Here is a 26,693-nt window from a genome sequence, read left to right on the forward strand (position 1 = left end):
TCGACTCATGGCTGAATATTTTGAAAGCCACCCATCTATCCAAACTATTTCAGCTTTGGTCATAGGGATATTGGGTTTTTACGCTCATTATGCTGAATTTGGAATACCGTTATGATGAAAATCAAAGAACTCCCCAAAGCCGTCATTTTATGAAAAAAGCGATCTTTTTATTTCTCTTCCTTCTGAGCTTCCAAGTCTCGGCAACCGAAATGTACCACGCCGTGATGAGCTTTCAGGCAGATCTCGGCGCTTTGAATCGAAAATACAACAACCGGCTTTCGGAGGAGTATTTTGTCCGCATGGATCGGCTTTACAAGGATTGGCTGCAGGCCTTGGAAAAAATGCCATACGATTCCTATTCCATGGATGGCAAACTGGATTATCAACTGATGAAAAACCACCTGGAAAAGGAGCTGTTCTTCCACCAAGCCGCTTACGAGGATTTCAAACTGGTCAAAAATGTCACTGATGTGGCGGCGCCATTGGAGCAGTTTTACCAAACACGCCGGATGGCCGTGAAGCCCAAGGCACAGGATTTGGCTGCCGAGTTTGCAAAAGTGGAGAAGGCTGTGAAGACCAAGTGGGAGCAAACCAAGAAAACCACTCCTTATGACAGTTGGCAAAAAGCCGACCTCGCGTCCCAAGTGGTGGAATCCCTGCGGAAAAGCACCGAGGAGGCTTACAATTTCTACTACGACTATGACCCGGATTTCACCTGGTGGATGAAAGAGCCTTGGAAAAGCCTGGACAAAACCCTGAAGGATTACGCAGCATTCCTGAAAACCCACTTTGTCAACACTGTGGTGAAAGACGACGGTTCGGGTATCATCGGCAAGCCGGTCGGCAAACTGGCCATCGAAAAGGAATTGGCGTACAATATGATCCCTTACACCGCCGAGGAACTCCTCAAGGAAGGGGAAAAGCAATATGCCTGGTGCGAGCGCGAAATGCTCAAAGCCTCGCAGGAATTGGGCTTTGGAAATGACTGGAAAGCCGCATTGGAATCCGTCAAAAACACCTATGTCCCTGCAGGCGAATGGCCCGAGATGGTTGGGGAAATGGCAGAAGAAGCGATTCAGTTCTTGGAAACGAGGGATTTGATCACCATTCCGGAAATGGCCAAGGAGACTTGGCGGACCACGATGATGTCAGCCGAGCGGCAAAAGGTGAGTCCATTTTTCCTCGGAGGAGAAACGATCATCATTTCCTATCCAACCTCCACGATGACCCACGAAGAGAAGATGATGAGCATGCGCGGCAACAATCCGCATTTTTCCCGCGCGACCGTCCAACACGAATTGATCCCCGGACACCACTTGCAGCAGTTTATGAACCAGCGGTATTTCCCCCACAGGAGGTTGTTCTACACGCCTTTTTGGATCGAGGGATGGACACTGTATTGGGAGTTTAACCTGTGGGACAAGCAGTTTCCGCGTGATGCCAAAGACCGGGTCGGTATGCTTTTCTGGAGGATGCACAGGGCGGCGAGGATTGTCTTTTCACTCAATTACCACCTTGGCAAGTGGACACCGCAGCAATGCATCGACTTCCTGGTGGACAAAGTGGGCCACGAGCGCGCCAATGCAGAAGCCGAAGTCAGGCGTTCATTTGAGGGCAACTATGGACCGCTGTACCAATTGGCCTATATGATCGGGGGATTGCAGGTCTATTCGCTGAAAAATGAAATGGTCCAGTCCGGAAAAATGACCGAGAAGCAGTTCCACGATTTCTTTATTACCCAAAACTACATGCCGATCGAACTGCTCCGCGCGCGGATGAAGGAGGAAAAAATCCCGAGAAACTTCAAAAGCAGCTGGAGGTTTTTGGATTGATGAAAAAAACTAATCCCCCAAGTGCTCAAACCCTTGGGGGATTTTTCATTTTATTTCTTTTTGAGCTTTATTATAATCACCCCGTTTTTACCTTCGTTTCCGAATCTAGCTACTGCGGTTTGGTCTTTAATTACTGTTATGCTTTCTATGTCATCGGGATTGTAACTCTCCAAGTTTGAAATTTTTTTCATTTTACCATTTTCCTCCAAAAAAAATAATGGCTGTTCGGCGTTTTCACTGGCAATAGTAACACGACCTTTATCTCCTGCTATAGCAATCGGTGCAACTGAGCCAAACACCGAATTCTGTGAATTCTTGACACTTTTAAGCTGATTCAATTCTTTTTGTTGGGTTAGGGTAAGCTCGTTTTTGATTGCGACCAGCGTGGTGAGTTGCTTTTTCTTTAGTTGGTTTTCCAGTTGCAATACCAAGTCCATCTGCTTTTGGACAGCTTCTTGATTTACCTTTGGTTCGTCAAGCAAAGTTTTCAGTTTGGCAGTAGCGGCATCCAAATCCCACTTGATGGTGGAGAACTCTCCAGCGTTTTGGCTGTGGATTTTTTTGATTTTTTCAGCTTGTTGATCCGTCAGGGCAATCTTGTCACGGTTTTTCATGACTGTCTCAGCAGAGTAGAGGGATTCCTGAAAGACATCTTGAGCCTGGGAAACGCCAAAGGAAAAAATCATGCAAATTGTGAGAATTGTTTTCATATACATTGGTTTAGGTTAGTAATCTGTAAGTAGGGAGGATGTAGGTGATTCCCACACATCGATGGAGGATGCGGTTTCGATAATGAATTTCTGTTCTTTGTTTTCATCTTCCACCAAGCGGATAATCACCAAATTATTTTCAAGATTTGTTTCCTCTGGTCTATTATTGGCAAACCAAAATCCTATAGCCAAAGAAGCCGCGATCCCCAACGGAATCCACCAATTGACACTTCTTTGTCTCTTCGCTTTCGGGAAATCAGGGATTTGAATCTCGTTATCCTTTTCCTTCAATTGGGCGAAGAAGCTTTCGATTTCTTTATCGTGTTCGGTTTTCATCACTGTTCGATTCTGGATTTTTCGATCAATTTTTTCAGGTTTTTCTTTCCCCGGTCATAGTGTGTTCGCACTGTGCCAAGTCCTATTTCCATCACTTCTGCGGCCTTTTCCAGGGTCAATCCATGGTAAAATACCAGCAAAAGGACGTCTCGCTGCTTGGCGGGCAATAGCTGAATCAGCTCTTCGGGAGACCGGTCCGCGTCACTGGACACCACTTCATCAGGCACATCGTAATCCTCCAAAAGCGGCAGGATCGCATTCGCCTGTGCCAAAGAACCAATGGCCGTAAATCGGATGACAGAAAACAGCCAAGTCTTGACTGAGGACTTCCCGCGGTAGACGGCCTTGCTTTCCAATATCTTTAAATACACCTGCTGCAGCACATCCTTGGCCATCTCATCGTCGAATCGACAACACTGCCGTGCCCAAATGTAGGCGTCACGGTGAAGCGCTTTGACGGTTTGTTCCAGTTGCTCGTGCTGCATGTCTGATACTTGGTGCCGAAAAGTCGGAATTATATGACAGGAGAAATCTAATTTTTTCCAAATATTCCTAACAGAAAAAAAGAAACGCTCTCCGAATGAAACGGAAGAAGGTTTGGACTTGGCCAATTTCCAAATGGTTTTTCGCATATCTCTCTAATTCGACTGATTGGAAGAATATTATTCCGAGCCGATTTGATTGGCTGGGGAAAATGTTAGTATCTTTGGCGGGCAAATAGGGTTACCTAACCAATTTGCCATGAATCGAAGCTCCGATAAATTCCTTTTTGAAGCGCTCACCTACGACGACGTGCTTCTAGTACCGGGTTACTCCGAAGTCCTCCCCCGCGACACCAATACCTCCTCGCAACTCACCAAGAACATTAGAATGAACATTCCCCTTGTCTCTGCCGCTATGGACACAGTGACAGAGGCGGAGCTTGCTATTGCGATTGCATTGGAAGGTGGAATCGGATTTATCCACAAAAACATGTCCATCGAAAAGCAGGCAGCCCAAGTCCGCAAGGTGAAAAGATCGCAGGCTGGGATGATATTGGATCCGATTACGCTGGATATCGAAGCCAAGGTAAGGGATGCAGAGGCCATCATGAGGGAGTTCCACATTGGAGGTATTCCTGTGGTCGACAGTGACCGGGTTCTCAAAGGGATCATTACCAACCGCGACCTGCGCTTCATCAAAGATCAAAACGTCAAGATCAAAACGATCATGACTTCAGAGAATCTGATTACGGCCAAGTTTGGGATTTCGCTCGAGCAGGCGGAGGAGATTCTGCAGGAGTTTAAGATTGAGAAGTTGCCTATTGTAGATGAGGATTACAAGCTGACTGGCCTGATCACGTACAAGGATATTTTGAAAAGAAGGGACAAGCCACATGCTTGTAAGGACGAATACGGAAGACTACGCGTAGGCGCAGCTGTCGGTGTGACTGCGGATATTGTCGAAAGGGTCGAAGCCCTCAAAAACGCCGGCGTCGACGTGGTTTCCATCGATACCGCTCACGGGCATTCCAAGGGTGTGATTGATACTTGCAAAAAAATCAAGTCTGTTTTCCCTGATTTGGAGGTCATTGTCGGAAACATCGCCACGCCGGAAGCAGCGATTGCTTTGGCGGAAGCGGGGGCGGACGCAGTGAAAGTCGGTGTCGGTCCGGGCAGTATCTGTACGACGCGCGTAATCGCCGGTGTTGGCGTGCCACAGCTTTCAGCGGTGTTTGAATGTGCTGAAGCACTTAAAGGAAAGAATGTACCCGTCATTGCGGACGGTGGTATTCGCTATTCCGGCGACCTTGTCAAGGCGATCGCGGCTGGAGCGAGTTCCATCATGATTGGCTCACTCTTGGCCGGAACTGAAGAAGCACCGGGCGAAATGATCATTTACGAAGGAAGAAAATTCAAGACATACCGCGGCATGGGATCCTTGGAAGCGATGGAATCAGGTTCCAAAGACCGCTATTTCCAGGACGCCGAAGATAACATCAAGAAACTCGTTCCGGAAGGAATCGTCGGCCGGGTTGCCTACAAAGGTCTTGTTTCGGAAGTCTTGTACCAATTGGTTGGAGGACTTCAGGCTGGGATGGGCTACTGCGGCACCAAGACTGTAGAGGACCTACAGAAAAACGGCAAGTTTGTCAAAATTACAACAGCCGGCGTAAAGGAATCCCATCCACACGATGTCAGCATTACGCGGGAAGCGCCAAATTATTCCGCAAAGATGTAAGACAATAAATCGCTTTTAAAGGGCCGGTATTTTGGATAACTCTTTTTCCAAATCCGGCCTTTTTTTTTGTTGGCCGCATAGGTTTTGTAGGAATGCGCAATTTGTTGGATATTAGGTTGACCAGCCATCAATTTTGCCATGAGAAACCGGTTTTTGAGCTCGATATTCCTGCTGTTTTTCTCTTTGATTTATGGTTGTAATGTCTATGCCCAGGGCATGCAGGGGCGAGTGGTGCAATCTGTATTTTTTGGAGACAGGGATGAAGAGGGGAAGCAAATAATCACAAGCCTGGGATTGGATGAGACTGCGGTCTACGATTTGATTGCAAACAGGCTGAGCTTGCTTCTCAATATAGACTCAATCGCCAACTTGCAGTATCGACCATTTGTGTACAGTCGGGGTGAGTACAGGGAGTTTGAGATCATGTCCCTTTCCGATAGAAGCCGGGCGAAAACTGACCCCGCCGACATTTATTTCAAGATACTCGTTGACGTAGATATGGCGAGCCCTACGGTGCTTTCCGCAAATCTCATCAAGTCAAAAGTTATCGTCGAGATTTTTGTTTTTGATAAGAATTTCCAACCCATGAAAACGCTCCGGGGCAAGAAGTCGAGCACAGGCTTTACTTCCTCCTCAGAGGATCAGGACCTTTCTTTTTTTGAATTGGATAGTGATGGGTTCTGGGATTTACTCAATGGGGCGCTTGATGATATCTATAAATACCACAAATGAAATTTTCCGAGACGCTCTTGGAGCAGTTTGAATCTGCAACACTTCCGAAGTCGCAATGGACCCACGACGCACATGTAAGGGTTGGTTTGGCGATGTTGAGTCACTATCCATTCGATGAAGCCGTTTGCCGCCTCAGGGCGGGAATCATTTTCCTGAACAAGGCCCACCAAACCGCCAACACGGCAAGTTCTGGCTATCATGAAACGCTTACACATTTTTGGGCGACAGCTATCCATCTATTTTTGACTAGAAGCAAAGACATATCTACTGATTCGCAGGAATCCACATTCTTGAAAAGCGGCTTGGCTGCCAATACCCTTCCCTTCCAGTTTTACGAAAAAGAAGCTTTACTCAATTCAGACCATCGGTCAAGATTCATTCCTCCGACAAAACTATCCCTCGACTGGGAAAACCTGTCCAAATTCATGAACCCTTAAAAAATCCCACCGCCATGACCACTGAAATCATTCTTCGCTACCTCCATTTCATCAGCATTTTTGCCATTGTGGGCTCGCTTGTCTCCGAGCATTTGCTGTTGAAAAATTCTCTCTCCAGGAGGGAACTGGATAGACTGTCCAAAATCGATGCGGTATATGGGCTTGCGGCCTTGGTTTTGCTTGGCGTTGGGATGACGCTTTGGTTGGGTGGTATCGGAAAGCCTACGGATTTCTACAGTGAAAACCCGATTTTCCATGTCAAACTCACGCTCTTCGTATTGGTAGGGATTTTGTCGATTTATCCGACGGTGTTCTTTCTAAAAAACAGAAAGGGCGATCCTGAGGAAGAAATCGCAGTGCCGAAGGGGATTTTTTGGTCTCTGAGGCTTGAGCTTTTGTTGCTTTTTGTGATACCCATTTTGGCTGGACTGATGGCCAAGGGAATCGGCTTTACCGGATAACAAAAAACCCCATGCTTTGACAACATGGGGCCTAGGGCTTCTAGTATAGTTTAATTAGAGTACGCGTTCCAATTGGCTGAAATAGAAGTCGCCTTCGATCTTGGCGTTTTCGTCTGAGTCGGAGCCATGCACAGCGTTGGCTTCGATGGATTTTGCGAAGATTTTGCGAATGGTGCCCTCGGCTGCATTGGCGGGGTTGGTGGCACCGATCAAGGTCCTGAAATCCTCCACTGCATTGTCTTTTTCCAAAATGGCCGCGATAATCGGACCGGATGACATATAGTTGCAAAGGTCGGCGTAGAAAGGCCTCGCTTTGTGTACTTCGTAGAATTTGCCTGCCAACTCAGGAGTCAATCGGGTGGCTTTCATCGCGACGATTTTGAAGCCTGCCTCCTCGATCATTTTCAATATCGCTCCCGAATTGCCTGCTTCAAAAGCATCAGGCTTAATCATGGTAAATGTTCTGTTCCCTGCCATTATAATGATATTTGTAGGTTTAAATGTGGGTGCAAAATTAAGCGAAATCAATGAAATTCCATATTGGGACTGTGAATTCTCTGTTATCTGTTTCAACGTTAACAAGTTAGGCCAATTGGGATTTTTCAAAAATAATCCTGACATTTGCGGACTGTGTGCTTTGCTAAGGACACTGCAATTGCTATCCAATGAGCGAATTAGAGTTATTCAAACACCATATTTCCTCTCCCCAAAAAGTAGTCATCACCACCCACCACAAGCCCGACGCCGACGCTCTTGGTTCATGCTTGGGGATGGCTAATTTCCTTCTCAAATTGGGACACGAGGTCACAGTTGTCACTCCCTCTGACTATCCGTCGTTTTTGCATTGGATGAAAGGCAACGAGGAGGTCCTTAATTTTGAAGACCCAAAAGAGCAGCCACTTGCGATTGAAAAGGTGAAGGAAGCCGGGATAATCTTTTGTTTGGATTTTTCCTGCCCCAAGCGAATGCATGGACTGCTTCCCTACGTAGATAAATCAAAAGCCTATAAAGTCAACGTCGACCATCACCAGGATCCAAAGGATTTTGCTGACTTCAGATACTGGAGCACGGCTGCGGCTGCGACCTGCGAGTTGGTATACGAGCTGATCGTAAATATTGGCTGCAAGCATATGATTGACAAGGATATTGCCGATTGTCTCTATGCAGGAATCATGACCGATACAGGTGGATTTAGGCATCCCAATACGACCAAGAATGTGCATTTGATCACCGCCGAACTTATCGATATCGGTGCTGACAATACCAAAATTTCAAGGCTGATCTACGATACCAATAGTATCAATCGCTTGAAATTTATCGGTTTTGCAATCACGCGAAGGCTAGTGATCCTTCAAGATTTGAAGACTGCCTATTTCAAAATCAGCAAAAAAGATCTCAAGAAATTCGATTCCCAAACCGGGGATACAGAAGGTCTCGTAAACTATGCCTTATCTTTGGACGGGATCCATGTCGCCGCGCTTTTTACCGAGCGTGAAGATGGCATCAAGATTTCTTTTCGATCCACCGATGATGTAGCGGTCAATAAGTTCGCCGCGGAATATTTTGACGGCGGAGGCCATAAAAATGCCTCAGGAGGAAAGTCCCAACTCAGTTTGGACGAAACCACTGAAAAATTTGAAATATTAATCAAACAAAATTATACCTCTCTATTTACTCAACCTGAACTCGTTCATGAAAAAAATTAATGCATTTGTATTTTCGGTCATGTTGCTTGCAACGGCTGTTGGATTGATGTCCTGCAAGAAGAAAATGACCACTTCCGATGGTATCGAATACACCTTTGTCAAGGAAGGAGACACCAAGCCTAACAACGGTGACTACATATTGTACCACTTGATCGTTAAAAACGACAAGGATTCCACCTTCATTTCCACTTACGACTCCAATATGCCGGGCTATATCCTGTACAACGACTCTCTTCCAAAAGAGAGCGGAATGGACGAGATTTTCCTTGGCTTGAAAAAAGGCGACAGTATCACCTTGGTAGCCAAGGCTGAAAAGATTTTCGGCGAAAACAACATCCCGATGTTCCTGAAGAAAGATCAGGACGTGAAGGTCCAGATCGGCGTCATCGACGTGACTGACCAAGCCGGCGTGGAGACTTACTTCAATGCGCTCCAGGAAGCCCAAATCAAAAAGATGGAAGAAAATGCGGTCAAACAATTGGCAACTGACAAGCAATTGATCGAGGATTATCTCAAGGAAAAAAATATCCAAGCTTCCAAGACGGAATCAGGGCTTTACTACGTCATAGAAAAGCAGGGGGAAGGTCCGGAGATTGAAACCGGCAACTTGGCCTTTGTTCACTATGCCGGATTCCTATTGGACGGAACCCTTTTCGATACTTCTATGAAGGAACTGGCGCAGTCAAACGGTGTATACAATGAGCAGAGAGACAGCATGGGCGGTTACGCACCATTGGAAGTAGCGGTTGGCGAAGGCAGGGTAATCCCAGGATGGGACGAAGGTCTTGGATTGTTGAAAAAAGGAGACAAAGCCAAATTCTTCATTCCTTCCACATTGGCCTATGGAGAAAGAGGTGCAGGCGGTATGATCAAGCCTAACTCTATCCTCATCTTTGACGTAGAGATCACAGATGTTCAAAAATAATAAAATGAAAAAGTTAAGCTTGCTGTTGTTTGCTGCCGTTGGATTGCTGGCAGGGTGTGTATCCGATGATGAAAATGTTCAGATCATACTCGAGCGCGATTTGGCACAGATTGAAAAATACGTAAATGAAAACCCGATCCCTTCCGTGAAGGAATTGGTGGACAATGGAACCGGTATCAGGATCTATTGGACAGCGGTGTCAAACAGCGGCAAAAAGCCCGTAAAGGCTGATACAGTTAGTGTAAACTACACTGGAAAGCTCCTGAATAACTTCGTGTTTGATACCTCGATCGAATCCGTAGCCCGGGCAAACAATGTATTTTCCCCAAACCGAAAGTATGAACCCCTCCGATATCCAATTGGATTAGGGTTCACGATCCCGGGATTTGAATTTGGAATTCTCCAAATGGAGCAAGGTGATAAAGCTACCATCATCATGCCCTCATTGTATGGTTACGGTTCGCAGGTAACCGGCGCTATTCCAGCTAATTCGCCCTTGATTTTCGAGTTGGATTTGCTGGAAGTGAAGAAGATCAAAGTAGAAGACCCCCTTCCATGAAAAAAAGAAACATTCTCATCCTTTTGCTTCTTGGCTTGGTCAGCATTTGGTCATGTACGCCTACGAATCCATTTGGAGGACCCGTATATGATTTCTCTGGGAATCTGAAAAGAGACAGTGTCATTATCGCTGATTTCTTGAAGACGGCTCCTATTGATTCCCTGTACCGGATACACGACCCCAGTGGCGTGGTGATCATCGTCCAAGAAGAAGGGGCCGGAATCAAACCATCAGTCGGCAACCTTATTTATTGCAACTATACCGGCAAACTTCTTGACGGTGTAGTATTCGATACCAACAGCGAATCAGTAGCAAGGGAAAATAATATTTTCGACCAAACCCGTCTGTACAGGATTTTCCAATTCTCACTCGGTGGCTCGGAAGCAATCCGGGGATTTGACGTGGGATTCAGGAACTTGAAAAGCGGGTCTAAAGGAGTTCTAATCATTCCTTCGCCTTGGGCCTACCAAGACCGGACCACGGTCGAAAGGGTCCCGGCAAACTCAGTCCTCGTGTTTGATGTTGAATTCCTCGGATTGGATTGAAATAAAATAAGGATCGGCAAAGGCCGGTCCTTATTTTTTTCTTGGGATCAAGGCAGGAATTTTTTTCTTATAGTCTATATAGGCCTGTCCAAATTTTTCGATCAGTTTTTTCTCTTCCAGATAAATCCCAATCGGCAGGTAGATAATGAGCATTCCCAAGTGAACCAGTGAAGACGGCATAGGCTGCACCAATGAGTACCCCACAAAAATCAAGATGAGCGCTGAGTAAATCGGATGGCGTACATAGGCGTGCAGTCCGGAAACAACCAATCGGTCGGCTTTGGTGAATTCGTCCGAAGGTGAAAATCCGATAAATTCAAACGGGCTGAGTTTTTGGAATGATTTGACCAATATGATCGTGCCGAAGGTGGCTAACATGTATCCAAAGTAGCTGGCTAGCGGGAAAGCGGCAAAGATGGGGATTTCCTGAAGCGTACCTGTAAACACGAAAATCCCAAGGAAATGGATCGTGGCGAATAGGCTATAAAGCAAGCGGTACCAGATAAATTTTGGCCCCAACCAACCTTTGAATTTTCTTTTTATCTTCATGTCTGCAAATACAGAATGCAGAAAATAGAATGAAGCCCAAAAAATAACCAAAACCCAATAGCCCATGGAAATCACTTTTTTTGCCAATATCCTAAATGATCAATCAAATAAAAAATACCAAGAACCGATGTTGGCCGATGAATGTATGCGTATACTTTTTGAATTTTCCGATCAGTTCGTCCATTTAATTTCCCACAAATGAAAATCGGAATCATCAGGGAAGGGAAAACCCAGCCTGACAAACGGACCCCGTTCACACCTAGCCAAATGAGGTCGCTTTCTGACCAATATCCTGACCAATTGTCATTTTACGTCCAATCCAGTCCCCATAGATGCTATTCAGATGAGGAATTTGAACTTGCGGGAATTCCAGTTGTCGAGGATATTTCTTTTTGCGAATTGTTGATGGGCATCAAGGAAGTGCCTGTACATTTGCTTATTCCCGAGAAAAAGTACATTTTCTTTTCTCATACTATCAAGAAGCAAAAACACAACCGAGCGCTGTTGCAGTCTGTGTTGGAAAAAAACATCACTTTACTGGACTACGAAGTCTTGAAGGATGAGGCAGGGAATAGAACTGTGGCCTTTGGAAGGTGGGCGGGAATTGTAGGTGCTTACAATGGTCTTTGGACCTATGGTAAAAAAAGCGGACTCTATGATATCAAGCGTGCTTACGAGTGTTTTGATCGGACCGAACTAGACACCGAACTCAAAAAGGTTCAACTTCCCCCAATCAAAATCATCGTAACAGGTTCGGGCCGAGTCGGAAAAGGTATTTTGGAAGTACTCAATACCGTAGGCATCGCACAAGTATCACCCAAGGAAATCCTATTCCAATACTTTGAGGAACCGGTCTTCACGGCGCTCTCCTGTGCAGACTATAACCGCAGAAGAACAGATGGAGGCTTCGAGAAGGAGCAGTTCTATCAAACCCCGGAAATATACGAGAGCCACTTTCTGAAATATGCTGAGGTTGCCGACATACTTATGGCAGGGGCATATTGGGATAGACGGGCGCCACGGCTGTTTGAGTGGGAGCATATCCAATCTGAGGATTTCAATCTCTCAGTTATCGCCGATATCACCTGTGACATCGACGGATCGATTCCAACGACTATCAGACCATCTTCTGTCCATCATCCGGTTTACGACATCGACCGAGACACCTTCGAGGAATTGGAGGCTTTTGGTAAGCAAAACAGCATCTCTGTGATGGCTATCGACAACCTGCCAACAGAGCTTCCTAGGGATGCCTCCGAGGAATTTGGAGATCAACTGACGCGGAATTTTATTCCCGAACTTTTGAAGGAATCATCCGGAATTCTTGAAAAGGCAACGATTGCCAAAGACGGAGATCTGACTTTGGAGTTCTTTTTCCTAAAGGATTTTGTGGAAGGCAATGAGGAAGAAATATGAAAAACATTGAGCGCTACATCGAACAAACTGTCCTGAAGGCCCAAACCATCGATGCTGACATCGAGAATCTTGTCAAAGACGCAAAGCAATATGGCTTTGTGGGAATTTGTGTGCCTCCATTTTGGGTCAAAAAAGCGAAACGTGAGATAGGTGACGCCAACATCCAGTTGGTGACCGTCGTGGGTTTCCCCTTGGGGTATAACCTCACGGAAGCCAAGATTTTTGAAACCGAGCAGCTCATCAAATTGGGTGCAGATGAAATTGATGTCGTGTGGTCGTTGACCGCATTCAAGGCTGGAATGAATTGGCCAAAAATCGAGCTTTCCCGCATCGCTGAAGTTTGCCACCAGCAAGAGCGAATCCTTAAAGTCATCATCGAAACAGCCTATCTCAGCGACAATGAAATCGTTGAAGCCTGTGGTATTTGTGCGGATGCCGGGGCGGATTTTGTGAAGACTTCCACGGGTTTTGCCCCGGAAGGAGCCAAGGAAAAACATATCCGCCTTATGCGTGCCAACCTTCCCAGCAGCGTGGGAATCAAAGCAAGCGGTGGCATCAAAACCTACGAACAAGCCGTCGGGCTTATTCAAGCAGGTGCAGATAGGATTGGGACAAGTTCAGGCGTTCAAATAGTTGCTGGAATCCAATAAAGTCAAAAGTAGCTTAGGCCCAATGGGTGTCTTTCCCGCTGGTTTTTTGAAATAATGCTCCAAACCTTCGTTACTTTTTCAACTTGTGAATTTGCAGCCCGAGAAATACCTCGGGAGATTTTTCTATTGTTTGTTGAAATAAATGAGCAAGAAGGGAATAATGAAAAACGTCAACAGGATATAAGCCAAGGCTATGATCTTAGAATCCGCGGATTTACTGCCCAAAAAAATTGCGAGTCTCACAGGGATGTTTCTCAGGGATTTTGAGGGAAGAAATATCAAGGCTCCCATAAGGTTGAATAGAAAATGGACAATCGCCAAACTAATTGCAGCTTCTGTTTTATAAATCGCGGCTATCGCAGCCGTGATTGTGGTGCCGATATTTGCGCCGATGATAAACGGAAAAACCTTCATCAGGGAGACTTTCCTATTGGCAACTGCGGGTACCACCAGCGAAGTGGTAACCGTGCTGGACTGAATTGCCGCCGTCGCGATCATTCCGTACAAGAAGGCAATAAACGGATCTTTGAATATGTGCTTGTTTAAGTTTTTCACATCTTGGGTGATAAAGGTGTCCAAAACGGCCGAAGACAGAAACTTAATCGAAAGCAGTAACAACACCACCGCAAGGATCAAAGTGAGAATTGGCATATTCAGCAATTCGTAAAGCCAATTGGTCACTGGTCTGGTAAACAATACATTGTAGGTGTAGGAAGTGTCCAAGACATTGTTTGCATCGAAAAAGTAGATGGTTAGCCTAGTCGCAAGCTTACTCAAAAAATCAAAATAGAATTCTAGTGGAAATAGGATCAACACCGTGAGAATATTGAAGATATCATGGATTACGCCCGCAGACATCGCTCGCTTGAACTCGCCTTTTTTGAGGAAAAATGAAAACGCTACAAGGGTACTTGTGATGGTGGTGCCAATATTCGCACCCATGACCACGGGTACTGCCTGGGACAAGGTTAGACTGCCGGAAGCAACTACCGCCACGACCATCGCGGTCACGGTCGAGCTGCTTTGAACCAAAGCGGTCATCAACAAACCAACAAACAACCCGATAAAGGGATTGTCTGTAGCATTGAGCAGCTCTTCCACCAAGTCATTGTTGAGCCGGATCATTGACAGCGTCAACAAGTCGATCGAAAACAGGAAAAGCAAAAGTCCTAATAGCAGGATGATCGCTTTCCGCAACTTGCCGAGTTTTGGTTTGGCTTGGGTGGTTTCCGTCATATATAGAAAAACCCCTCAGGGAAGGGGTTCAAATTCAGTTCTAATTTATCGCAAAATAAACTCAAAGGAATCAAAAACGCGGATAATTGACATGAACCTTATGTTAACAAACTTATCCATTCCAGCTGTTATTTCCGTTACAAGTTTGCTAAAATTAAGGATTCAGACATATTTGAACAATCAATTTATTGTTTATCCAATAATAAATTACCCTAGAAATAAGAAACTATCTTTGTGATGCTAAAAGCCTTAACAATTTGTTAATATACGTCCCGGATTTTCTTCCATAAATTTGCACCGGAAAATTATTTTCCACTAAAAAAATCTTGCATGGCCAAGCTTAAAGACCAAAACATCAACCAGGATGCATTATCGAAAGCCTCCTATGCACTTTTTGATTTCACGAAGAAAGAAAGATCATTTTTGATAATTATCTGTATCCTTATTTCGATTGCCGGCATCATCACACCTTACACCTATTTGGCCATGTGGTTTGGATTTGGCTTGGCAGCTTACTCAGCGATTGCCAACGATAGTATCCAGACGATCGGTACCTTCATCGCTTCTAACCAAAACAGGAAGTGGTATTGGCTTTGGTTGTTTATGGGATTGGTTTTTGTCGGAACCGTCACCTTCAGTTGGATTACATATGACGGAGACGTGAGTTACCAAAGACTTATGGTTCCAGGTTTGGAAAAAGCGCCTGAGAGCTTTGTTTTTCTTCAGCTGGCAGCCCCTATCGTACTTTTGGTCTTGACCAGGCTTCGTATGCCTGTTTCGACGACATTCTTGCTACTCAACGTTTTCACCTACAAAGCGGGCACCATCGTCGACGTGATGATGAAGTCCTTCGTCGGATATGCGTTGGCATTTGTATTGGCCATTGCAGTCTGGTTTATTTTGGAAAAATTTGTGGAGAATTATCTTAAGGGCAAAGCAAGTCCAATATGGGATGTTTTCCAATGGATCACTTCGGCGGTGCTTTGGTCGGTGTGGATTATGCAGGATGCGGCCAATATCGCCGTGTTTTTGCCGAGACAGCTGGGTCTTTGGGAATTTGTTGGGTTTACCAGCTTTATTTTCCTTGGATTGGGATTCCTATTTTACATGAAGGGAGATCGTATACAGTCCGTCGTTAACGAAAAGACAAGGGTCACTGACGTTAGGGCGGCCACACTTGTGGACTTGGTCTATGCGGTCATCCTCTTTTACTTCAAAATGGCCAACAACATCCCCATGAGTACAACCTGGGTTTTCATCGGTTTGCTTGCAGGTAGGGAACTTGCCATCGCTATTGCCAAATCAAAGAATGTTGAGAAAAGAAGGGTGAATATCTTTAGGGCACTTTATCTCACGCGAAAAGACATATTTAAGGCAAGCATCGGTCTCGTCGTATCCTTGGTATTGGCGCTTATCATCAATGAGGGGGTCAGGAAAGAATTTCTTGCATTGTTTGGCTTGATTTAGTCCAGCCATAAAAGTGTAATTGGCGCGGGTTTCCTGGAAATCAGCGCCATTTTTGTTTTTCCCCCGGTTAACTTTGAATATGGAATTATTCTCGGATGTCTATTTTATGAATGAGGCCCTCAAGCAGGCCCAGATTGCCTTTGAGGAGGGAGAAATTCCCGTGGGTGCAGTAATTGTCTGCCGAAACCGCATCATCGCCAAAGCCTACAACCAAACCGAAAAGCTCACCGATGTCACGGCGCATGCCGAGATACTGGCAATTACCGCCGCCTCAAATGCCCTAGGGTCCAAATACCTCCCCGAATGCAAGTTGTACGTGACATTGGAACCATGTACAATGTGCGCAGGGGCATGCTTTTGGGCACAGTTGGGCGAAATCCACTATGCAGCCAATGATCCAAAAAGAGGATATACCCGTCATCAAGAAAACCTACTGCATCCTAAAACAAAGGTAGTCTCAGGACTCTTGGCTGATGAATCCAAAAAGCTGTTGGATAGTTTTTTTAGAAAACTGAGAAACTGAGCTGAATCAAAAGTTTTTCGAACCATTTCGATTTTGAAATGGTTGAAAAACCAGAAGCTTAACTTCTGACAATAAATTTTCATGTTTAACCAAAACCTACAAGCAAATATGGCTTTTGAACTTCCAAAACTACCCTACGACTTCAATGCGCTAGAACCGCATATCGACGCCAGAACCATGGAAATCCACCATGGAAAGCACCACAACGCCTACGTGACCAACCTCAACAATGCCATCGCCGGCACATCCCTTGAAGGCAAATCCCTTGAGGAGTTGATGAAAGTGGCGGGCAGCAATACTCCCGTAAGAAACAATGGAGGTGGTCACTATAACCACAGCTTGTTTTGGAACCTACTATCTCCAAATGGAGGCGGCAAACCTTCAGGTGAATTAGCGGCCGCTATCGATGCGAAATTCGGTTCATTTGATGCATTCAAGGAGGAGTTCAACAAAGCTGCTGCCACGAGATTTGGTTCTGGATGGGCTTGGCTGAGCGTTGCAAACGGACAGCTGGTTGTGAGTTCAACACCCAACCAAGACAACCCCCTGATGGACGTTGCTGAGGTAAAAGGGTTTCCAATACTTGGCTTGGATGTATGGGAGCATGCCTACTACTTGCACTACCAGAACAGGAGACCTGACTACATCGCCGCATTTTGGAATGTGATCAACTGGGATGAGGTCGCAAAAAGATACGCTGCGGCGAAATAAGCATTCGCTTTTATGAACTACCACCCCGGGACCAGCCTCGGGGTGTTTTTTTATGCCCAAATCGTGCCAGAGGAACTATTGGATATTGGAATTTTCAGCATGAATTGTACCGATCCGAACGTCCAGAGTGTACGGTTATGATACATGGGTTTATTCTCATCAAATTTGTAAATAACTGAAAAACAGTATTTTAAAGTTATTTTTTTTCCTTGGCACCGAATTTTCATAATGGATGGCACAGACAATTGATTGCTAAACCAACTATTATGAAAATCTCCACTCAAATTTTTCTGATGCTGTTTTCTTTCTTTCTCGGCCTGAGCAATCTGGCGGCAAAGGAATTCAGTCAAATCTCCGGACAACTGCAGGACAAAAAGGGCCAGTTTGTCCCATTTGCAAACGTCGCCTTGCTCGAAGCAGAAAGCGGTGCCATGATTACGGGCGCTGTTACCGATGAATCGGGCAAATTCCTCATCGAATCCGCTCGGGTTGGAAATGTCCAGTTATCGATTTCTTCCATAGGCTACCAATCCTTGAAGACGGAAGTCTTTGAAATCAAACCCGGAGGTGTGAAGGAATTTGGTTTGATTGCCATTGAAGAGGAATTGGGAAATCTGGACGAGGTAACGGTAAGATCGACTCGGCCGGATATCATCGTGGAAGCGGATAAGACCATCGTCAATGTAGAAGGAACTGTCATGGCTGAGGGCAACTCGGCCCTTGATGTCATTGGAAGGTCTCCGGGAGTGTACGTGGACGAAAACAATAACATCAACCTCAATGGCCGATCAGGGGTTACTGTGATGATCAATGACCGGCAGACCTACATGAGCGCCAACGACTTGGCCAATTTCCTCCGCTCTATGCCTGCCGACAACATCAAGAGCATCGAGATCATCAATAATCCCACCTCAAGATTTGACGCTGAGGGAACGGCAGGCGTGATCAACATTCGATTGAAGAAAAACAACATCAACGGCATGTTTGGAAACATACAGGCAGGAGGGATGTACAATGGACTTTTTGGTCCCAATACCGGCATGAGCCTCAATGTGAAAAAAGGCAAATGGACCAACCAAGCCAGCCTGAATTACAACGAATTCAATTTCGTGAACGACATCAGCATCAATCGGAATTTCCAGTTAGAGGAGGGTGTCTCCAATTTTGACCAGCACAGCTCGATCACGATGAAGAATAGAAGCCTATTCTTCAACGGAGGATCCGATTATGAAATCAACGACAAACACAGCGTGGGCGTCAATCTGCAGGCTTCCCAATACAATGGGGACAACATCGGTAAGTCACTGACCGAAATCACCAACCCCGGAACCGTCGACCTGTTTTTTCTACGTTCATTCAATGATACCGAAGCGGCCAATAAAAGGATCTTTGGAAATTTCCACTACGTAGGTCAGTTGGATACGCTTGGGACCAAGCTAAGCGCGGACATGGACTTCACCAGAATGAAAAGCAATTCAAATTCCCTCCTGACCAACAACAGGTGGATAAATGACAACGAGCTCAACGCGAGCCAAGACTACATCCTAACTTTGAACGAGATGGATTATTCGATTTTTACCTCCAAAGTAGATTTCCTCAAGCCTCTTGGAAAAGGCCGGGTGCTCGAGACTGGTCTGAAAGGAAGTTGGGTAACTTCAGACAATGACCTTGATTTGAGCAAAGCTGTGGAGGAAGAGCCCTTTGAGCCAGATCCAAATAGCAATAGATTCATTTATGAGGAAAACGTTTTGGCCGCCTATGCGCTGTACAAAAGCAAATTCTCGGAAAAAGTCAGCTTCCAGGCAGGCTTGAGGACAGAATACTCTGACATCAAGGGCAACTCAGTCACATTAGGACGTGTCGACAAACAGGAATACATCGATCTGTTCCCGAGCCTTTACATACAACAGCAGGTCAGCAAAGACTACCAAATCGTCTACAATGCCAATCGGAGAATCAACCGACCTAATTATCGCCTCTTGAATCCTTTCGTCTACTACATCGATCCGTTGACCACGGAAACGGGAAATCCGTACCTGAGACCACAATATTCCAATAATCTGGAAATGAACCATGTGTACAAAGGCGCTTACCAGTTGACGCTTGGATATTCACTGACGACGGATGCGTTTCAGCAGATATTCACACAAGACGAGGAATCCAGGACTACCACGACTTTCACTGCCAACCTTGACAAGGCCCAAAACTGGAACGTCAGGGCGATGATTCCTTTCGAGATCAAAAAATGGTGGAATACCAGCAACATGCTCCAAGTGACCAACTCCAGATGGAAATCAATGATTGGCGATGCACTTCTCGATGTGTCACAGACGTCATTGACCGTCCGATCTCAGCACACAATCAACTTGCCAAAGGGCTTCCGCGCCGAGCTTATGGCTATGTACGTCGGTCCTTCCCAATATGGCCAAGCAAGCATCAAAGGTTTCGGATGGGTGGATGCAGGGATTTCAAAAGATATCCTCAAGGATAAATTGAGCCTGACAGTTAATGGAACCGACCTGTTCCGTACACAGATTATCCGTGCCAACGTGCAGTTTGACAACATAGACACTAAATTTGAACAGTACAGAAGCAACCAAGGCGTGCGATTCACGCTACGGTATAAGTTTGCCAAGGGCGAGAACTTCCGTGTGTCCAATAGAAGCGGCAGCACCGAAGAGCGCAACAGACTGGATTAATCTGGAACATTTCCTGCCTGAGGGTGAATCCATTGACATTCACCTGCGCTATTCTCGAGAACGAAGAAAAAAATGTTTCAATCTGATATTACAGATTTTACCTTGCCAAAAAACGCCACAGGGTTCATGTGGCGTTTTTTCTATTTGAGGATATAGGTCAATCCAATATTGGCCACAAAGTTATTTTTATCCAAGCCTGGCACAAAGTAGATATCGGGGACATTCTCGAGATACCATTTGTAATTGAGCGTCTTTACCAATTGGAAATTGCCATGGACCAGTAGGTTTCCAAACCTCCATTCCCCAATCAAAGAGGGAACCAAATCCACATACTTGTTTCGCCAATCTTTGGAAGCTTCGTAGCGGAAATTGTAAAAATCATTGTTGTACACGATACGCTCAAACTGGAAAGCGATCCTGCTGAAATCCCTCACCCAGCCGATCTCTACCCAGTTAACATTGGCGGCGGGCCCATAGCCCACACCCATGACTTGGCCGCGATGCGTATACCCATGACGGACGTGGTTGTGGATGTACCAGGTATCCAGATTGCGGATGCTTTGCCGGATGGTCTGTCCCGTTTGGGTCATTTCGGCACTGATCTGGATAAACTGCCGCTCTTTTTTCAAAGGGAAAAGGTTGGAAAACCCAAGAGTAAATCCACGGTTCCTCTCAGGGGTGATCAAGAAATCAGCAGCTCTGATAGAGTTTCCTCTTGTCCCATATTCTCCATAAAACTCAAAATGCCCCTCGGGGCTTACCCAACGGAAAAACCCAGAGCTGAATTGTTGCCGTCGGTCCCGCTCTGGATTGAATACGTTGTAAAGGCCCTTTTCTCCATTGAAAATCGGCAAGTAATCCTCAAACTTGACCATGTCGGCCTTGTACATGTGGTTGACCGAGCCATAACCGATAGAAAACCCCGGGACCCACTTGGGCTGATAGCTGATAATCAGCCCTGACATATACCTGTCTTCACCTTCGCGCTTCGGGAAAAAGACCGGGTTTTGTTGGAAAATGTAATCGGAATGCGGAGGCAAATAACCCGAATTTTTCAAAGTCCCAGCGACCAGTTGCCATTCGAAACCCCCAATTTTCGTCTGTATTGGTTTTTGGGTGTTTAGGGTATAATGAAGAAATCCCGGCGCATTGTTGCTCAGCAGCAGCGAACTCCGTTTACCTGGGCCCCACCATAGGTTTTCCGTGGATACACCAAGCGACAAGCCTTTGTGGTTGATTCTGAAGCTCGACTGCCCAGGCAAGAACCGGTTGTAGGAACCCTCCCCAAATCGCTCAGGCATGTCGATGCGGTTTAGGTATTCATAGTAATATAGGATGGTGGATTGATGCTCGATTGGGAACCCTTGGTAGTCCTTGTTTTGCGCAGTCAGGATTTCAGGTTGAAACTGAAAACTAAATTTCCAGAAGCTTGTGTAGATTCCCAAACTGAAAATGTTCTGAAAACCCCGGTTCGGAATCATCGGACCGTCATTGGCTCCAAATGCATAATTGGAAGTGAACTGCATGCGGTTTGTGATCGGAAGCACCAAAAATGTCAGCGGGTATTTATCTCCCCATCGCTGGTGGAATTCCGAGCTATCAATCTGGGTGAAACTACTGTCTAAATCAAACCCTACCACCCTTTGAAAGGCTTCCACCGGATACAGTGGGCGGATGTTGAAAGAAACGTTTTCATCCAACTTACCCAACAGCTGCATGCGACGCATATATTCCTCCATTACCGGCGTACCCACAGGAACAGTTTGGGCACTTGCAGACGGAAGAAGAAATCCCAAAATGCTGGAGATTGTAGCCAGAACCGATATGAGGATATGTGGGCGCATGCTCATAGGACTGTCAACGTATGTACCGTAATTTTCCCAACCGACCAGCTTTCGTCACATTTCGGATTTGGGCTATTCGTTTGACGCAACTCATCGCCCAATGTGATCTTGATCGAGTCTGTATCGTGCTCGATCAGCTTGGAAAAGCTATATACCGTGGTGTAGTTTGGCGTTGCAGAAAAGAGGCAAAGTCCTGGAAGGTTAGTCCGAATCGCCCCTGTTTTTGGATCATTTTGTCGAAAGAAAATATCGGGGTATGACTGCCGCAAGCAAAAAGTGGAGACGCAGGGACTATTGGAAAAAGTTGTCCTAAAGACCTCCTGACCGTCCAAGACCATGTACCAAAAGTCGGGACCCGAAATACCTTCATCGGGATTCCCGTCCCAGCTGTCATGCGTCCAAAGTTCGACGGTAACCTTGACAATGTTATGACTGGGCAAATTGGGAACCGTCACCGATACTTCTTCATTGTGGTAATTTCCCAACAGGGTATCCCGCTGAAAGACGAATAAGCGCCCATTCTCAAAATTTTCAAGATTAAGCTTCGAAAAATCATTTGAATAGACCAAGGTTTCCGGATCGCAGCCACAGGCTGTATCCTGGCAACTGCTGAGACTTGCCACTGTGGCAAGAAATAGCGAGAGGCTAAAAATTACGCGGGAAGGTTTAAACGGCATGTCCAAATTCCATGTTAGTAGGGTAATCTTCGCTAGTGTTGGGGGACTTGCAAAGAAAGAAAAAAAATCTGGTACCGAGATATTTTGTCTGTACAAAGGGCCCTTCGGCAATTGCTGCACGGAAATAATTGTATTTTTGAAAGCATCAAGATGTCCGCTTTTATGGATTCCATTTACAACTTAGGCTCAAAAATCGGGACAAAAATTCGCTACCAGAATAAGGACTTTTCCTTCTTCAGCGGTACTTCCTACTTGGGTATGGGCGAAGTGAAGGCATTTGAAGAAAAAATCACCGAGGGACTCCGCCGCTACGGTATCAGCCATGGCTTGAGTCGCATCAACAATGTCCGGCTGGATATCTATGAAAAATTTGAAAGTCATTTTGCATTGGATGCTGGGGCACCAGATGCTATCGTTTGGAGCTCAGGATTTTTGGCAGGAAATACAGCTGTTGATTTTTTAAGAACGCGACACCAACACATTTGGATAGCACCGGGAACCCATCCTGCTGTGCTTCCTTCCGAAGTTTCAATCCAATCCCATTCGTCTCAGGAAGCTTGGAAAACTTGGTGCCGGATCGAAGCTGCAAAGTTGCCCGCTTCGAATATCCTGATCCTTTCCAATTCGGTAGATGTATTGCATCCAACTGTCTATCATTTTGATTGGATTAGGGAGCTTCCGTCCAAACATGAATATACTTTGCTGATTGACGACAGTCACGGCTTCGGCGTATTGGGCGAGGGTATTTATGGATGTTATCACCTATGGAAGCATTTGCCAGTCAATTTTCTCGTTTCAGGATCATTGGGAAAGGGCCTTTCAATGCCAGCCGGGATTATTCTTGGACCAAAAGAAATACTGGGAAAGATTCGGATGACAGCCACTTATCGGGGTGCTTCCCCACCGCCTCCTGCCTATCTTTTTGCCTTTCTGGAGGGCTTGGATCTTTTCGAAAATCAGCGAAAAAAGCTGCATGCAAATATGTCCCTTGTTAATTCCCTCGATACCTTTGGGAAATTGGAACATGATCCGAACTTCCCTGTGTACGGATTAAAAGATGTCGCTTGGGTGGATCATTTGGAAAAATTCGGTTTCATCGTTTCCTCTTTCCCTTATCCTACTTCTCATGATCCATGTATCAATCGGATCGTTGTCTCTGCGGCCCACGAAGCAACCGATTTGGAGCGTTTGGATCAGGTATTGACAGAATTGTTCATGATGAACCAAGTATAAATACAGATCGATATGGGGTTAAAGTCTATTCTCTTTTTCCTTTTTGTTTTGGCAGGGTTTACTGCATCTGCCCAAAAAAAGGATCCACTCTCCAAAATACCCGACACCTATCCAGTTTTGCAAAAAGTCCTTGCAAATCCGGACGTTTACAAGGCACAAATTCTTTATTCCCAAATCGACCGGGACAAGAACAACAACCCCTCCTGGCGGAATTTTGACTATCGCCTAGATGATGAAGTCTATTTCTACCCAGCGTCCACGGTGAAATTGCCAGTTGCTATCCTGGCTTTGGAATGGCTAGGCGAGCAGCAGGTTCCGGGACTCACAGCCGACACCCCGATGTTGACTGATTCGGTCCGCGCCTCACAAATACCCGCATGGACAGATAGCACTTCTGCAAACGGTCTTCCCAGCATCGCCCACTACATCAAGAAAATCCTTCTCGTCAGCGACAATGATGCCTATAATAGACTTTATGAATTGCTGGGACAGGATTATATCAACCGGAAGATGCAGGAAAAGGGCCTCATCCACACCGTTATCAACCATCGCCTGAGCATGCCTATGTCAGAGGCCGAAAACAGGCATTTTAATCCGATCCGCTTCCTTGATGCGAGCGGCGAGACAATCTTGGTAATCCCTGCCCGGGAAACGACATCCGTCTTCGCCAATCGTGGAAACCCAACGATCGGAAAGGCTTACTACATCGGCGGCCAATTGGTAGAAAAGCCCATGGATTTCACCTATAAAAACAAACTGGCGCTAACAGATCTCCACGGAGTGGTACAGCGGATCGTTTTTCCCGAGAAATTCAAACAAGAAGAGCGATTTAGAATATCTGAGACGGACCGTCAATTCGTTCTCAAGTACATGTCCATGTTGCCCGGTGAATCAGATTATCCGCGATATCCACTGCCGGATTATTATGACAGCTACTCCAAGTTTTTCAAGTTTGGAACGGACAAAAGCCCTATTCCAGCCCAATTCCGCATTTTCAACAAAACAGGGAATGCGTACGGTCATCTTTTGGATGGAAGCTATTTTGTGGATTTCGAAAATGGCATAGAATTTTTTGTGTCGGCGATCATTTATGCCAATTCCGACGAGACGCTCAATGACGACAAGTATGAGTATGAAGACATCGCATTCCCCTTTTTTGCGGAGTTGGGGGAGTACCTCTACCAAATTGAACTTTCCCGAAAAAAGAAAAGACAGGCTGACCTGTCTTCTTTTAAATTCTCTTATTGAATTGTGGGGATAACCTATGTCAATAGACCTTTTCAGACATTCTCGGCGATAAACCTGTCCAAGTCTTTGAGTGAAATCAGTCCTTCATAATATGCCCTGCCAAAAACCACGGCAGTCACGCCAATATCTTTGAGGCGTTTGAAATCATCGATATTGCGTACGCCTCCACTCGCTGCCAAGTGGATTTTTGGGAATTTTTCGACGATCTTTTTATAAAGATCAAAATTTGGTCCTTCCATCACCCCATCACGCGTCACATCGGAGACTTTGAGGTATTTCAGTCCACGTTCGTAGAAATATTCGATATGATCCATCACATCGATCTCGGTCTTTTTCAGCCATCCGCGGGTTTTGATTTTCATGTCCTGTGGATTGGTATCTGCTGCAAGAATGATTTTTTCGCGGCCATGGGATACAAGCCATTGCGAAAAGCGCTCGGGGTAAGTGGCTGCTACAGAAGCAGCGGTGATTGTTTTGGCTCCAAATTCAAAACATTTGATGACATCCCCGTCCGTCGAAATCCCCCCAGTAAAATCCACGATCAAATCGGTGTAGCCTGCAATCGCTTCGAGGACATGATAATTCTTGGGCTCGCCGCGGCGTGCACCATCCAAATCAACCAGGTGGAGCCATTTGATCCCATGATCCTCAAAAGCCTGGGCGATACCGAGTGGATTGGTGGAGATCACTTCTTCTGTCGAGAAATCCCCTCTTTTGAGGCGGACACATTTCCCGTTGATCAGCCAAATAGACGGAATGATATCGAATTCTGACATAGCTTTGAATAGGTTGAGGTGGAAACTGGAACGCCGAACGGTATTGGAAATACAACTTTCGGGAGTTTTAAAGATAGCATAACTTAGAGCTATTTGGCAAACCCCGCCCAAAAGTTTATGCGATTTCTGGCAAATTTGCAGCAGATTTTGGAAAAACCGGATGTTAATTCAACCGGGCGATCCTCCCATTGGCGCCTGAAGCCCAAACAGAGGTTTTTGTATGGTCCAACTTCACCGCATGAAACCCCTCATCGGAGAATCGCTCCCAATTTTCGCCCACATTTTTGGAAAAATCGCTTCCATTTGGGCCCACGGCAATGAGCCAGTTGTATCTCGGGAAGTATGCTACACCTGACCTATAGCCTGTTGGGAAATTCCCTTTCGATAAATTCCATGTTTTGCCACTGTCCAAGGAAATCATCGCATTGTTTTCGGAGAGGTCAGGTTTCGCAAAATCGCCTCCCACGGCCACCAAGGTACTTTGGTCGATCCTTTCCAAAGAAAAAATACCCTGACTGTCTTCCGCTTGCAGCATCGGGACTTCAAATTTTTCCCAATGAAAACCTTTGTTATTGGACCAATAAATCTTGCTGTTGGTGCCTGCTGCCGCAAACCAGATATAGTCTCCATCCGCCAGGATCGTCGATCCGGAAGCAGCAAAGGAACCACCTCCATCCGGGCCATCGGGCGATAGTTCCAGCCAAGTCCACGTCTCTCCTTGGTCTCTTGATTCCAAAACCATCCATCTGCCGTCAACAACGTCGCCGATCGCATAGATATGGGATTGGTTGACGGAAATGCCATCCAAAAATGCATTTGCCGGTCCTTCGTATTTCCTTTCCCAAGTCTGTCCACCGTCATTCGTTTTGTAGATGACTGCCGGCTGTCCTGCCGCTACCACGATGGCGGTTTTGGCATCCAAGCCCTCGATATCCCTGAAATCGACGGAGTCAAGCCCGTCGATGATACCGGATTCCCAGGTATTTCCTCCGTCCAACGTTCTCAGCCAAGTACCTTTTGAGCCGCTCGCCCATACGATTTGCTCGGTAATTGGGGAAAGCCCGCGGATTGAGATATCGGTTCCCGTTTCGAAGATTTCCCAAGTGGTTGGAGATTCGGGGAAGTCTTTATTGGCTTTTGAAAAACAAGCGCCGAGCAAAAAAATCGAAAGAATGTAAAAAGGAGTGTACGGTTTCATGAA

General features: G+C 45.9%; 27 protein-coding genes. 17 read left to right on the top strand and 10 right to left on the bottom strand.

Translation table 11 applies throughout. The features are described 5' to 3' along the window. Nucleotides 1-149: 149 nt before the first annotated feature. Nucleotides 150-1,832 (top strand): DUF885 family protein, encoded by a 1,683-nt coding sequence (locus tag L0U89_RS01840; protein WP_234859953.1) that lies wholly within the window; start codon nt 150-152, stop codon nt 1,830-1,832. A 50-nt stretch (nt 1,833-1,882) separates the two neighbouring features. Here L0U89_RS01840 and L0U89_RS01845 read toward each other — a convergent pair whose 3' ends face one another. The 3 genes from L0U89_RS01845 to L0U89_RS01855 are packed head-to-tail and all read right to left on the bottom strand — an operon-like array spanning nt 1,883 to nt 3,510. Further along, nucleotides 1,883-2,542: a hypothetical protein gene (locus L0U89_RS01845; protein ID WP_234859954.1), complete on the bottom strand. Its 660-nt coding sequence runs from the start codon at nt 2,540-2,542 to the stop codon at nt 1,883-1,885. A gap of 15 nt (nt 2,543-2,557) precedes the next feature. Then, nucleotides 2,558-2,878: a hypothetical protein gene (locus tag L0U89_RS01850; protein WP_234859955.1), complete on the bottom strand. Its 321-nt coding sequence runs from the start codon at nt 2,876-2,878 to the stop codon at nt 2,558-2,560. Next, a complete protein-coding gene (locus L0U89_RS01855; RefSeq protein ID WP_234859956.1) occupies nt 2,878-3,510 on the bottom strand; it encodes an RNA polymerase sigma factor in 633 nt (210 codons plus the stop codon). Before L0U89_RS01855 ends, L0U89_RS01850 begins: the two co-directional genes overlap by 1 nt. Before the next feature lie 109 nt (nt 3,511-3,619). Here L0U89_RS01855 and guaB point away from each other — a divergent pair, with 109 nt between their 5' ends. From guaB to L0U89_RS01875, 4 genes are all read left to right on the top strand, one after another. After that, entirely contained in the window at nt 3,620-5,098 is a 1,479-nt protein-coding gene (gene guaB, locus L0U89_RS01860; RefSeq protein ID WP_008631107.1) for an IMP dehydrogenase, read from the top strand. Nucleotides 5,099-5,236: 138 nt separating this feature from the next. After that, a complete protein-coding gene (locus tag L0U89_RS01865) occupies nt 5,237-5,830 on the top strand; it encodes a hypothetical protein (protein ID WP_234859957.1) in 594 nt (197 codons plus the stop codon). After that, the gene (locus L0U89_RS01870) at nt 5,827-6,267 is read left to right on the top strand and encodes a hypothetical protein (protein WP_234859958.1); all 441 of its coding nucleotides are present in this window, start codon (nt 5,827-5,829) and stop codon (nt 6,265-6,267) included. Before L0U89_RS01865 ends, L0U89_RS01870 begins: the two co-directional genes overlap by 4 nt. A 14-nt stretch (nt 6,268-6,281) precedes the next feature. Further along, nucleotides 6,282-6,728 carry a DUF2214 family protein gene (locus tag L0U89_RS01875; protein WP_234859959.1) on the top strand — a complete coding sequence of 149 codons (447 nt, stop codon included), beginning with the start codon at nt 6,282-6,284 and terminating at the stop codon, nt 6,726-6,728. A gap of 54 nt (nt 6,729-6,782) precedes the next feature. Here L0U89_RS01875 and L0U89_RS01880 read toward each other — a convergent pair whose 3' ends face one another. Beyond that, entirely contained in the window at nt 6,783-7,205 is a 423-nt protein-coding gene (locus tag L0U89_RS01880; RefSeq protein WP_008631110.1) for a nucleoside-diphosphate kinase, read from the bottom strand. A gap of 188 nt (nt 7,206-7,393) precedes the next feature. Between L0U89_RS01880 and L0U89_RS01885 the strand changes: the two genes are divergently transcribed. Genes L0U89_RS01885 through L0U89_RS01900 form a run of 4 tightly spaced genes read left to right on the top strand, consistent with a single transcriptional unit; the run spans nt 7,394 to nt 10,463 of the window. Next, nucleotides 7,394-8,434 carry a DHH family phosphoesterase gene (locus L0U89_RS01885; protein WP_008631118.1) on the top strand — a complete coding sequence of 347 codons (1,041 nt, stop codon included), beginning with the start codon at nt 7,394-7,396 and terminating at the stop codon, nt 8,432-8,434. Next, entirely contained in the window at nt 8,421-9,359 is a 939-nt protein-coding gene (locus L0U89_RS01890) for an FKBP-type peptidyl-prolyl cis-trans isomerase (protein ID WP_234859960.1), read from the top strand. Before L0U89_RS01885 ends, L0U89_RS01890 begins: the two co-directional genes overlap by 14 nt. A gap of 4 nt (nt 9,360-9,363) precedes the next feature. Continuing rightward, a complete protein-coding gene (locus L0U89_RS01895; RefSeq protein ID WP_234859961.1) occupies nt 9,364-9,918 on the top strand; it encodes an FKBP-type peptidyl-prolyl cis-trans isomerase in 555 nt (184 codons plus the stop codon). Further along, entirely contained in the window at nt 9,915-10,463 is a 549-nt protein-coding gene (locus tag L0U89_RS01900) for an FKBP-type peptidyl-prolyl cis-trans isomerase (protein ID WP_234859962.1), read from the top strand. Before L0U89_RS01895 ends, L0U89_RS01900 begins: the two co-directional genes overlap by 4 nt. Nucleotides 10,464-10,493: 30 nt before the next feature. Here L0U89_RS01900 and L0U89_RS01905 read toward each other — a convergent pair whose 3' ends face one another. Beyond that, the gene (locus L0U89_RS01905; RefSeq protein WP_234859963.1) at nt 10,494-11,012 is read right to left on the bottom strand and encodes a methyltransferase family protein; all 519 of its coding nucleotides are present in this window, start codon (nt 11,010-11,012) and stop codon (nt 10,494-10,496) included. A 198-nt stretch (nt 11,013-11,210) separates the two neighbouring features. Here L0U89_RS01905 and L0U89_RS01910 point away from each other — a divergent pair, with 198 nt between their 5' ends. Both L0U89_RS01910 and deoC read left to right on the top strand, forming a co-directional pair. Then, nucleotides 11,211-12,428: an NAD(P)-dependent oxidoreductase gene (locus tag L0U89_RS01910; protein WP_234859964.1), complete on the top strand. Its 1,218-nt coding sequence runs from the start codon at nt 11,211-11,213 to the stop codon at nt 12,426-12,428. Then, nucleotides 12,425-13,078 (top strand): deoxyribose-phosphate aldolase, encoded by a 654-nt coding sequence (gene deoC, locus L0U89_RS01915; protein ID WP_234859965.1) that lies wholly within the window; start codon nt 12,425-12,427, stop codon nt 13,076-13,078. Before L0U89_RS01910 ends, deoC begins: the two co-directional genes overlap by 4 nt. Before the next feature lie 123 nt (nt 13,079-13,201). Here the strand turns inward: deoC and L0U89_RS01920 are convergent, their stop codons facing one another. Then, nucleotides 13,202-14,314 carry a Na/Pi symporter gene (locus L0U89_RS01920; protein ID WP_234859966.1) on the bottom strand — a complete coding sequence of 371 codons (1,113 nt, stop codon included), beginning with the start codon at nt 14,312-14,314 and terminating at the stop codon, nt 13,202-13,204. Between the two features lie 330 nt (nt 14,315-14,644). Here L0U89_RS01920 and L0U89_RS01925 point away from each other — a divergent pair, with 330 nt between their 5' ends. The 4 genes from L0U89_RS01925 (at nt 14,645) to L0U89_RS01940 (ending at nt 19,714) form a co-directional block, all read left to right on the top strand. After that, the gene (locus L0U89_RS01925) at nt 14,645-15,781 is read left to right on the top strand and encodes a hypothetical protein (protein ID WP_234859967.1); all 1,137 of its coding nucleotides are present in this window, start codon (nt 14,645-14,647) and stop codon (nt 15,779-15,781) included. 79 nt (nt 15,782-15,860) lie between these two features. Continuing rightward, on the top strand, nt 15,861-16,304 hold the full coding sequence (locus tag L0U89_RS01930; RefSeq protein ID WP_234859968.1) for a nucleoside deaminase: 444 nt from the start codon (nt 15,861-15,863) through the stop codon (nt 16,302-16,304). Nucleotides 16,305-16,412: 108 nt separating this feature from the next. Then, nucleotides 16,413-17,015 carry a superoxide dismutase gene (locus L0U89_RS01935; protein ID WP_234859969.1) on the top strand — a complete coding sequence of 201 codons (603 nt, stop codon included), beginning with the start codon at nt 16,413-16,415 and terminating at the stop codon, nt 17,013-17,015. 266 nt (nt 17,016-17,281) lie between these two features. After that, nucleotides 17,282-19,714, top strand: a complete 2,433-nt coding sequence (locus L0U89_RS01940; protein ID WP_234859970.1) for a TonB-dependent receptor — start codon at nt 17,282-17,284, stop codon at nt 19,712-19,714. 140 nt (nt 19,715-19,854) lie between these two features. On the opposite strand, the gene L0U89_RS01945 is transcribed toward L0U89_RS01940, so the two are convergent. Together L0U89_RS01945 and L0U89_RS01950 are read right to left on the bottom strand one after the other, a co-directional pair. Beyond that, nucleotides 19,855-21,564: a capsule assembly Wzi family protein gene (locus L0U89_RS01945; protein WP_234859971.1), complete on the bottom strand. Its 1,710-nt coding sequence runs from the start codon at nt 21,562-21,564 to the stop codon at nt 19,855-19,857. Continuing rightward, nucleotides 21,561-22,235: a hypothetical protein gene (locus L0U89_RS01950; RefSeq protein WP_234859972.1), complete on the bottom strand. Its 675-nt coding sequence runs from the start codon at nt 22,233-22,235 to the stop codon at nt 21,561-21,563. Before L0U89_RS01950 ends, L0U89_RS01945 begins: the two co-directional genes overlap by 4 nt. 162 nt (nt 22,236-22,397) lie before the next feature. On the opposite strand from L0U89_RS01950, the gene L0U89_RS01955 reads away from it, so the two are divergent. Beyond that, complete coding sequence (locus L0U89_RS01955) at nt 22,398-23,468, top strand: aminotransferase class I/II-fold pyridoxal phosphate-dependent enzyme (RefSeq protein ID WP_234859973.1); 1,071 nt, start codon at nt 22,398-22,400, stop codon at nt 23,466-23,468. 12 nt (nt 23,469-23,480) lie between these two features. Beyond that, the gene (locus L0U89_RS01960) at nt 23,481-24,716 is read left to right on the top strand and encodes a serine hydrolase (protein WP_234859974.1); all 1,236 of its coding nucleotides are present in this window, start codon (nt 23,481-23,483) and stop codon (nt 24,714-24,716) included. A gap of 32 nt (nt 24,717-24,748) precedes the next feature. Here L0U89_RS01960 and L0U89_RS01965 read toward each other — a convergent pair whose 3' ends face one another. Together L0U89_RS01965 and L0U89_RS01970 are read right to left on the bottom strand one after the other, a co-directional pair. Further along, nucleotides 24,749-25,492, bottom strand: a complete 744-nt coding sequence (locus L0U89_RS01965; RefSeq protein ID WP_234859975.1) for a 1-(5-phosphoribosyl)-5-[(5-phosphoribosylamino)methylideneamino]imidazole-4-carboxamide isomerase — start codon at nt 25,490-25,492, stop codon at nt 24,749-24,751. 163 nt (nt 25,493-25,655) lie between these two features. Continuing rightward, the gene (locus L0U89_RS01970) at nt 25,656-26,690 is read right to left on the bottom strand and encodes a WD40/YVTN/BNR-like repeat-containing protein (RefSeq protein ID WP_234859976.1); all 1,035 of its coding nucleotides are present in this window, start codon (nt 26,688-26,690) and stop codon (nt 25,656-25,658) included. Nucleotides 26,691-26,693 lie beyond the last annotated feature (3 nt).

The sequence above is a fragment of the Mariniradius sediminis genome (assembly GCF_021491425.1).
Classification (GTDB): domain Bacteria; phylum Bacteroidota; class Bacteroidia; order Cytophagales; family Cyclobacteriaceae; genus Mariniradius; species Mariniradius saccharolyticus.